Origin of the sequence: Pseudomonas sp. B8(2017), assembly GCF_002113575.1 — a bacterium.
GTDB lineage: Bacteria > Pseudomonadota > Gammaproteobacteria > Pseudomonadales > Pseudomonadaceae > Aquipseudomonas > Aquipseudomonas putida_Z.
Window position 1 is genome coordinate 228,368 of sequence record NZ_NEIO01000004.1, and the last position, 7,331, is coordinate 235,698.

The 7,331-nt window shown below is 63.5% G+C and carries 7 protein-coding genes; 4 read left to right on the forward strand and 3 right to left on the reverse strand.

Features of this window, described 5'->3' with window-relative positions; genetic code table 11:
- Positions 1–25 precede the first annotated feature (25 nt).
- Complete coding sequence (locus CAG22_RS09115) at positions 26–856, forward strand: oxaloacetate decarboxylase (RefSeq protein WP_085692896.1); 831 nt, start codon at positions 26–28, stop codon at positions 854–856.
- A complete protein-coding gene (locus tag CAG22_RS09120; RefSeq protein WP_085692895.1) occupies positions 856–1,545 on the forward strand; it encodes an extensin family protein in 690 nt (229 codons plus the stop codon). The genes CAG22_RS09115 and CAG22_RS09120 overlap by 1 nt, the downstream gene beginning before the upstream one ends.
- A 12-nt stretch (positions 1,546–1,557) precedes the next feature.
- Here CAG22_RS09120 and CAG22_RS09125 read toward each other — a convergent pair whose 3' ends face one another.
- Positions 1,558–2,178 carry a hypothetical protein gene (locus tag CAG22_RS09125; RefSeq protein WP_025337950.1) on the reverse strand — a complete coding sequence of 207 codons (621 nt, stop codon included), beginning with the start codon at positions 2,176–2,178 and terminating at the stop codon, positions 1,558–1,560.
- A 103-nt stretch (positions 2,179–2,281) separates the two neighbouring features.
- Between CAG22_RS09125 and CAG22_RS09130 the strand changes: the two genes are divergently transcribed.
- Positions 2,282–3,058, forward strand: a complete 777-nt coding sequence (locus CAG22_RS09130) for a class I SAM-dependent methyltransferase (RefSeq protein WP_085664583.1) — start codon at positions 2,282–2,284, stop codon at positions 3,056–3,058.
- 165 nt (positions 3,059–3,223) lie between these two features.
- Here CAG22_RS09130 and CAG22_RS09135 read toward each other — a convergent pair whose 3' ends face one another.
- Positions 3,224–3,865, reverse strand: a complete 642-nt coding sequence (locus CAG22_RS09135; RefSeq protein WP_085587648.1) for a TetR/AcrR family transcriptional regulator — start codon at positions 3,863–3,865, stop codon at positions 3,224–3,226.
- Positions 3,866–4,292: 427 nt separating this feature from the next.
- Between CAG22_RS09135 and CAG22_RS09140 the strand changes: the two genes are divergently transcribed.
- Positions 4,293–5,009 (forward strand): response regulator transcription factor, encoded by a 717-nt coding sequence (locus CAG22_RS09140; RefSeq protein WP_085587698.1) that lies wholly within the window; start codon positions 4,293–4,295, stop codon positions 5,007–5,009.
- A 288-nt stretch (positions 5,010–5,297) separates the two neighbouring features.
- On the opposite strand, the gene CAG22_RS09145 is transcribed toward CAG22_RS09140, so the two are convergent.
- Positions 5,298–7,331, reverse strand: a 2,034-nt coding sequence (locus tag CAG22_RS09145) for a DUF5801 repeats-in-toxin domain-containing protein (RefSeq protein ID WP_256582415.1), incomplete at its 5' end; no start/stop codon positions are given.

The following is a 7,331-nucleotide window of genomic DNA, read 5'->3' on the forward strand; positions in this document are numbered from 1 at the left end:
TTCCCTGACTGCCGGAGGTTGAACCATGGATGTGCAAACCCTGCGAGCCGAAGCCTTCAAGGCCCTGCACGAGCGTGACAGCGCCTTCGTCATCCCCAACCCGTGGGATGCCGGCTCGGCCAAGTTGCTGGCCAGCCTGGGCTTCGAGGCGCTGGCCACCACCAGTGCAGGCCTGGCTTTCAGCCTGGGCCGTCCGGACGCCGAAGGCGCCTTGAGCCTGGACGATACCCTTGATAATGCCGGGGAGATCGTCGATGCCACCCCTTTGCCGGTGGCCGCTGACCTGGAGAACGGCTTTGGCGACCTGCCCGAAGATTGCGCCCAGACCATTCTGCGGGCCGCCGAAGTCGGCTTGGTGGGTGGCTCTATCGAGGATGCCAGTGGTCACAGCGATACGCCGATCTATGATTTCGGGCTGGCAGTAGAGCGTGTGCGCGCAGCCGTGCAGGCCGCACGCAGCCTGCCGTTCCCGTTCACCCTGTGCGCCCGGGCAGAGAACCTGCTGCACGGGCGCATGGACCTGGACGACACCATCCTGCGCCTGCAGGCCTATGCCGAGGCCGGTGCCGATGTGCTCTATGCGCCCGGGCTGCGTACTGTCGAGGAAATCCGCGCGGTGGTGCAGGCCGTCGCGCCACGGCCGGTGAATGTGCTGATGGGCATGGCGGGCGTGTCGCTGAGCGTCAACCAGTTGCAGGACCTGGGTGTACGCCGCATCAGCGTCGGCTCGTCGCTTGCCCGTGCCGCGTTGGGGGCCTTCCATCGGGCCGCGCTGGAGATTCGCGATGAGGGCACCTTCGGCTACGGTGAGCAGGCGCTGCCGTTCGCCCAACTCAACGACCTGTTCCGCCGCTGATGAGGGCCGTGCTGGCGTTGCTGGCAGGCCTGTCGTTGCTTGCGGGGCTGGCCTGGCACCTGGGTTGGCAGCTGCCCGCCGCGTGGAACCCGTGGGCGCCGCTGGACGTGCGTCAGCCCCCCAACCTGCTGACCCCCTACAAGCTGTCCCGCCTTCGCGATGACCCGACGCTGTGTCGCCTGGCACTTCAAACCAGCCAGCTGCGCTACCGGGCACAAGCCGACAGTTCGACTGCTGCCGACTGCCCATTGCGGAACGTATGGCGTATCGACGGTGGTCAGGCGCGGCTCGGCGGCAGCTTCCTGGCCAGTTGTTCGTTGGCAGTGGCGTATGCACTGTTCGAAAACCATGGCCTGCAGCCTGTGGCGCAACGGGTGTTGGGGCAGCCGGTGGCTCAGGTCGACCACCTGGGCAGTTTTGCCTGCCGCAATGTCTATCACCGCAAGCAGGGCCGGCTGAGCCAGCACGCCACGGCCGATGCCTTGGACATCAGTGGCTTTCGTCTGCGGGACGGCCAGCGCATCGTCCTTGCGCGGGACTGGCAGGCGGGCGGGCAGAAAGCGGAATTCCTTCGTCAGGTGCAGCAGGCGGCCTGTGACAGCTTCAGCACGGTACTGGGGCCGGACTACAACGCTGCACACCACAACCACTTTCATGTGGACATGGGCCGCTGGCAGATCTGTCGTTGAGCGTGGGCGCGTTCAGGCGTGGGCGCGCACGTTGTTCAGCACCACCGGGCGTGCCCAGTGGATGTCGAACTCCAGGTCGGTCTGCTGCTTGGCCAGGGTGGCGTCATCGAACGGTTCGGGCGCCGGGTCCAGCAGGTTGGTCTCGAACTCGGCGATCGGCAGGAACAGCGAGCGTGGGGTAGGGCCGGGGCCGGGTTCGGCAATCGGGTGACCTTGGCTCATCACCACCGGGCGTAGCCAGCTGTTGCTGATGTCGAGCTGGCGCTGTTGCTCGATCAACTCGACTGCGCTGAACGGCTCGGGGGCGGGCGGCAGCAGGTTGGCTTCGAGTTCTGCCTTGGGCAGGAACAGTGGCTCGGGCGGTGCCACCTCGGTGTCGTGTACCGGGCAGGCCCGCTGGGCGTCGATCAGGGCCAGCGCACGGGCGCCGCCGATCGGCTCGCCGCTGCTCTGGTCGTATTGCACGAACGACTGGCTGACGCTGTCTACCGGCTCTTCCTGCTGCTCGGCCATGGCCCGGGCAAAGAAATCCTGCCACAGGTGGCTGACGCCCCCGAGTGCCTGGGTGTTGTGCTGACTGTAGTTGCCGACAGGCGACAGGTAGGTCAAGCCGATGGGAAGAGTATCTGACATGGCAGTCGCGCGCGTTGTGCTCTGGCAGAATAGCGGGATATTGCCTGTATCGGCCGAAGTAGCCGATACATTAACGGCTGGGTTCAATTTCTAGGTGTGAATGATGGAAGAGCAGGGCACAGGTATCCGGGTCGAGGCGCTGTCGGCTGAATTCGAGGCGCAAGCCGCTGCATGGGCACAGCGCCTTGAGTTGCCGCTGCTGGACGATGCTGCCGGGTTTGCCGTGCAGGTGGGCGTTGATGGCTTGCAGATCCAGCAATTGGGCCCGCAGGCCCCGGGGCCGGTGCGGGTCGACTTTGTCGAAGGCCAGGCCGCGCACCGGCGCATGTTCGGTGGTGGCAACGGGCAGATGATCGCCAAGGCGGTGGGCATTGCCCAGGGCGTGCGTCCGCAGGTGCTGGATGCCACTGCCGGGCTGGGCAAGGACGCATTCGTGCTGGCCAGCCTGGGCTGCCAGATGACCCTGATCGAACGCCAGCCGCTGATTGCCGCGTTGCTGGAGGATGGCCTGGCGCGGGCGCGGTCGGATGAAGAGGTGGGGCCGATCGTGGGGCGCATGCGCCTGCTGACCGGCAACGCCATCGAGCGCATGCGCGCCTGGGAGGGCGAGGCGCCACAGGTGATCTACCTCGACCCGATGTTCCCGCACCGGGACAAGAGTGCGCTGGTGAAGAAGGAAATGCGTGTGTTCCGGCCCTTGGTGGGTGATGACCTGGATGCCCCGGCCCTGCTCGAAGCTGCCCTGGCGCTGGCCAGCCACCGGGTGGTGGTGAAGCGGCCGCGCAAGGCGCCGATCATCGACGGGCCGAAGCCGAGCCACAGCCTGGAGGGCAAGTCGAGCCGGTATGACATTTACCCGAAGAAGGCCCTCAAGGCCTGACCTGAGAGCCTCGGTATCCTGTAGGAGCAACTATCTTATGTTGCCTGTAAGGGCCCTATCGCCGGCAAGCCAGCTCCCACAGGTACTGCTCAGGCCTTGAGGACAGTGCGATCAAGGTGGGAGCCGGCTTGCCGGCGATGGGGCCAGTCCTGGCAGCCTGATGTCTCAGGGCTGGAACGCCCGCAGGAACACACCTACCACCTCGCGCACATGCGCCTCGGCCTCATCCCCCTCCAGCGGCCCCGCGCACCCAAGCAGCAACCGGTAATCCGGTGCGCCCTTGACCAGGCAGAAGAAGTGCTCCGCCGCACGCAGCGGGTTGTCGATGCGCAGCAGCCCGCGCTCGTGCGCCCCGCGCAGCAAAGCTTCCATCCCCGCCAGCACGCGCTTGGGCCCGGCTTCGTAGAAGTACTCGCCAAAGCTCGGGTCCAGGCTGCCCTGGGCCATGATCAGGCGGCTGAGCTTGACCGCTTCATCGCTGCTGATCAGTGCCTGGAAGCCACGGGCAATGGTCAGCAGCACCTCTTCCACCGGCGCCCCCTCGGGGTACTCGAACAGCAGGTCGGGCAACTGGATCTGGCAGGTTGCCATGACCGCCGAGGAGAACAGCGTCTGCTTGTCGGTGAAGTGGCTGTATACGGTGAGCTTTGAAACACCTGCCGCCGCAGCGACCGCATCCATGCTGGTGTTGGCGTAGCCAAGGCTGAGGAACAGGGCCTTGGCTGCTTCGAGAATCGCCTCGCGTTTGGCCAGATCCTTGGGCCGGCCCGGGCTGATGGGGGCGTCGTTGGACATTGTGGTCTGCATCTGGTTGAAGAAACACCATCTTAACGGGTCAGGCGCCATCCGGCTAAAGCCTGCGGGCAAAACCTGCTGTTTGTCAGCGAAAAGCTGATCGACAGTGAGGTAGGAGATCGAGTGCAACAAAAGCCCAACGCATGGCGAAAAATTGACGGGATCATTTTAGCGTTCGTAAGTTCGCACCATTCGTCGTTTAATTGACTTTTCGTCTGGTGCAGAAATGCGCCGAGGGGAGGGGGCGACAAGTCTAAGTCCTTGATTTTCAGGCCCGGGGCGCGGTAATTGAGGCGCCGATGCACATGCGCCTCGAGGCGCTGCCTTACGGCGCAAGGGCCTGTCAGTCCGCGCGCTGACCTAGACTCCGCTGAAGGGCCTGTAGGAGAAGGCTTACAAGGGGAGGACATGGAGCGTTTTCATGGGAGGCAGGAAGATGATGCCGGACCCTGTAAAAATGATACGCGTGATGCTGATCGATTGTCGGCCTCTGATGCTGCTGGGGCTTCACGACCTGATAAATGCCAGAAAACCCCGTATGGAAGTGAGTGGCCAGGCCACTACCTATACCCATGCACTGGATCTTGCCGATCAATTGCGGCCCGATGTCATTTTCTTCAGCTTTTTTCCAGATGCGCTGGACCCGCTCGGGGTAGTTGCCGAACTCGCGCGCACTGGCGGAATGAAAGTGCTGGTGCTCAAGGGGGTGTACGAGACCGTCCCCGTTGCCCAGGCCATCGAGGCGGGCGCGCTTGGCATCGTGCTGGCCGAGGATTCAACGGAGTCGATTATCCAGGCCATCATCAAAGTCCACCATTGCGACATCAGGCTGGACAGAGCCTGGGTCAGTGGGCTTTCCGGTTATGCCTCGGCCAGGCATATACCGTTCAGGTGCAATCCGGCGCAGGCGAAACATGCACGGCTGACGTTGCGCGAGCGGGAACTCGTTCGCGCCATCGTTGGTGACCCGTCCGCCAAGTACCTGTGCATTGCCGGCCGCCTGGGTATCAGCGAGCACACCGTGCACAATCACCTCAGCAGCATCTATCAGAAGCTCAACCTCACCAACCGCATCGACTTGCTGATGTATGCGGTGCGGCACGGACTCACCGGTGGCGAAGAGCCGCCTGCGTCCACATGGGGGGAGATGGACTGAATACCCAGTGGCCAGGGCCTTTGGGGGCGAAGCTTGTCGTATCCTGCAAAAGAACACGCTGCGAAGGTAATGCCAGTCAGTTAGCGTCATTGGGGCTGCTGCGCAGCCCATCGCCGGCAAGCCGGGCTCCCACAGGGACCGCGAAAATCTTGAGGTCTGCGCCATACCTGTGGGAGCCGGCTTGCCGGCGATGGGCCGCAAAGCGGCCCCAAATCGCTTAACTGACTGGCATTACGCTGCAAGGGTGGTTTCCAGGCCACCCTCGCAGGTTTTCACGCACGCAATGTTTCAGGCGCTGCCATTGAAGATGTCGTTGTTGACGATATCGACCCCGACCAGGGTGATGGTCGTCGTCTGCCCGCCGGATTCGGCAATGGTCACGATGCTGTCTGCGCCATTGTTGTCGATCGACTGGACGACGGCATTTGGATCGCCATTGAGCACCAGCGTGTCTCGTTGCCCCGCGCCGGCATCGAACCCGCTGACCTGATAGAGGAGCTCATCGGTCGACAGGTCGATGTTGAAGGCATCGCGCTGGCCGGTCGTGCCAACCAGGGTGAAGTCGAACGGTGCGTTGTCCGGCTCGTTGGCGAACAGGTTGGCGTCGAACGTGCTACTCGCGGAGTCGCCATCTTTGTCCGTCAGCGTCGCACTGAACTGCAATTTGACGTCGCTGGCCAGGTTCTCGGTTTCCTTGATGAACTCGATCACCGGGATCTTGATGTCGCCTCGCCCCATCGTCAGTTGAACGGCGTCGATCAGCGCCGAGCCTTCCTTCTGGACCAGGAAGGACACCTGACCACCTGCCTCTGGTGTCAGGGTATTCACCTCGGTCAGGTTCGATGTCGTCCCATCCGCGTAGTAGATCCGGTAGTACAGGTCCTCGGTCGCGGTGTTGTAGCCCGCTACGGAGTTGTCGATGAAGATCTTCATGCCCGTCAACAGCGTCTCAGGGTTGATCACGAAGCTCTCATCGGCGGCGCTGATCGCTGCCAGGTTGTCGCCCTGGAGCAGGTTGTTGGCGACGCCGATACCGGACGTGCTGACGTTCATCGACGCGGGGTCGATATACGACGGCAGGGGATTGGTCTGTAGCGCGGCTTCGGTCGGGTCGGGGGCCCCGAGGCCTATGCCGGTGAAGATGTCTGCCGTCGAGGCGAGTGCTTTGGCGGAGAAGAACACGATCTCCTCGGATGCCGATGGAATGGTCGGGTCATTCGTTTTAGGGATCAGCAAGGTGCGCACAGCGTCCGGGCCGCCGGCATCGAGCGAGCCGTCGGCACTGCTGAGCGTGGTGACCGAACTGAAGCCTTGCACCAGGTCCAGTGTATAGCTGCCATTGGCAAAGGCCGTCAGCGTGTAGTCGATCGTGGTGTTGGCCGTTGTGGCGTTATTGTCGAAGTCCCCGGTCAGGGTGCCGGTGAAGTTGAACGCACCATTGGCGTCGGGCGAAGGCGACGTCTCGGTGAGTGTGCCGGTGCCGGTCGTGGTGGTGTTGTCTGGCCTGACCAGCGTGAACTGGCCACCCACCAGCGAAATGTCCAGACCGGTCGTTCCCAGGCCGTCGGCGCCGATCGTACTGTTCCAGAACCCATATTGCGGCAGGATACTCCCGGTTCCGATCAGGTTGCCGAAGGCAAGTGTGGGTCCATCATCGTGGAACACCAGGTTCTGCCCGATGTTCAGGGTGGCCTGGGCGCTGTCGCCGTCCTTGTCGGTCTTGGTCGCGGTCAAGGTCACCAGATTGTCGGCGGTCAGGGTCTTCGAATCATCGGGGTTGCTGGCGTCGGGGTGCACGATGGCGCGAAGCTGGTCGAGGGTAACGGAGCCGTTGCTGGCGACGCTGACGGTGAACACCAGGTGGTTGCCGACGGCCGAACGGCCTTCCACCACAGTGCCGTTGAGCGACAGGTTGACTGCCGAGCCGGTAGCCGTGTCGGTCAGGCCGGAGGCGCCGGCCACCACGCCCAGGGCGTAGGTGAGCGTGCCGGCGTCATCGGCACCGAAGGCTGAGGTGAAGTTGGAGGCGAAGCTCTGGGTGGCGTCGGTCGCCAGGAATGTTTCATCGACGGTCAGGACTGGTTCCGTGCCGGTGGTGCTGATGCTCGGGCCATCATCCTTGAACACCAGGTTCTGCCCGATGTTCAGGGTAGCCTGGGCGCTGTCGCCGTCCTTGTCGGTCTTGGTCGCGGTCAAGGTCACCAGGTTGTCGGCGGTCAGGGTCTTCGAGTCATCGGGGTTGTTGGTGTCGGGATGCACGATGGCGCGAAGCTGGTCGAGGGTGACCTCGCCGTTGCTGGCGACGCTGACGGTGAACACCAG

What these genes read in the sequence shown, in the direction of transcription:
- CAG22_RS09130 (WP_085664583.1), top strand. Translation starts at nt 2,282, where the DNA reads ATGGAAGAGCAGGGCACAGGTATCCGGGTCGAGGCGCTGTCGGCTGAA.
- CAG22_RS09125 (WP_025337950.1), bottom strand. Translation starts at nt 2,178, where the DNA reads ATGTCAGATACTCTTCCCATCGGCTTGACCTACCTGTCGCCTGTCGGC.
- CAG22_RS09120 (WP_085692895.1), top strand. Translation starts at nt 856, where the DNA reads ATGAGGGCCGTGCTGGCGTTGCTGGCAGGCCTGTCGTTGCTTGCGGGG.
- CAG22_RS09135 (WP_085587648.1), bottom strand. Translation starts at nt 3,865, where the DNA reads ATGCAGACCACAATGTCCAACGACGCCCCCATCAGCCCGGGCCGGCCC.
- CAG22_RS09140 (WP_085587698.1), top strand. Translation starts at nt 4,293, where the DNA reads ATGCCGGACCCTGTAAAAATGATACGCGTGATGCTGATCGATTGTCGG.
- CAG22_RS09115 (WP_085692896.1), top strand. Translation starts at nt 26, where the DNA reads ATGGATGTGCAAACCCTGCGAGCCGAAGCCTTCAAGGCCCTGCACGAG.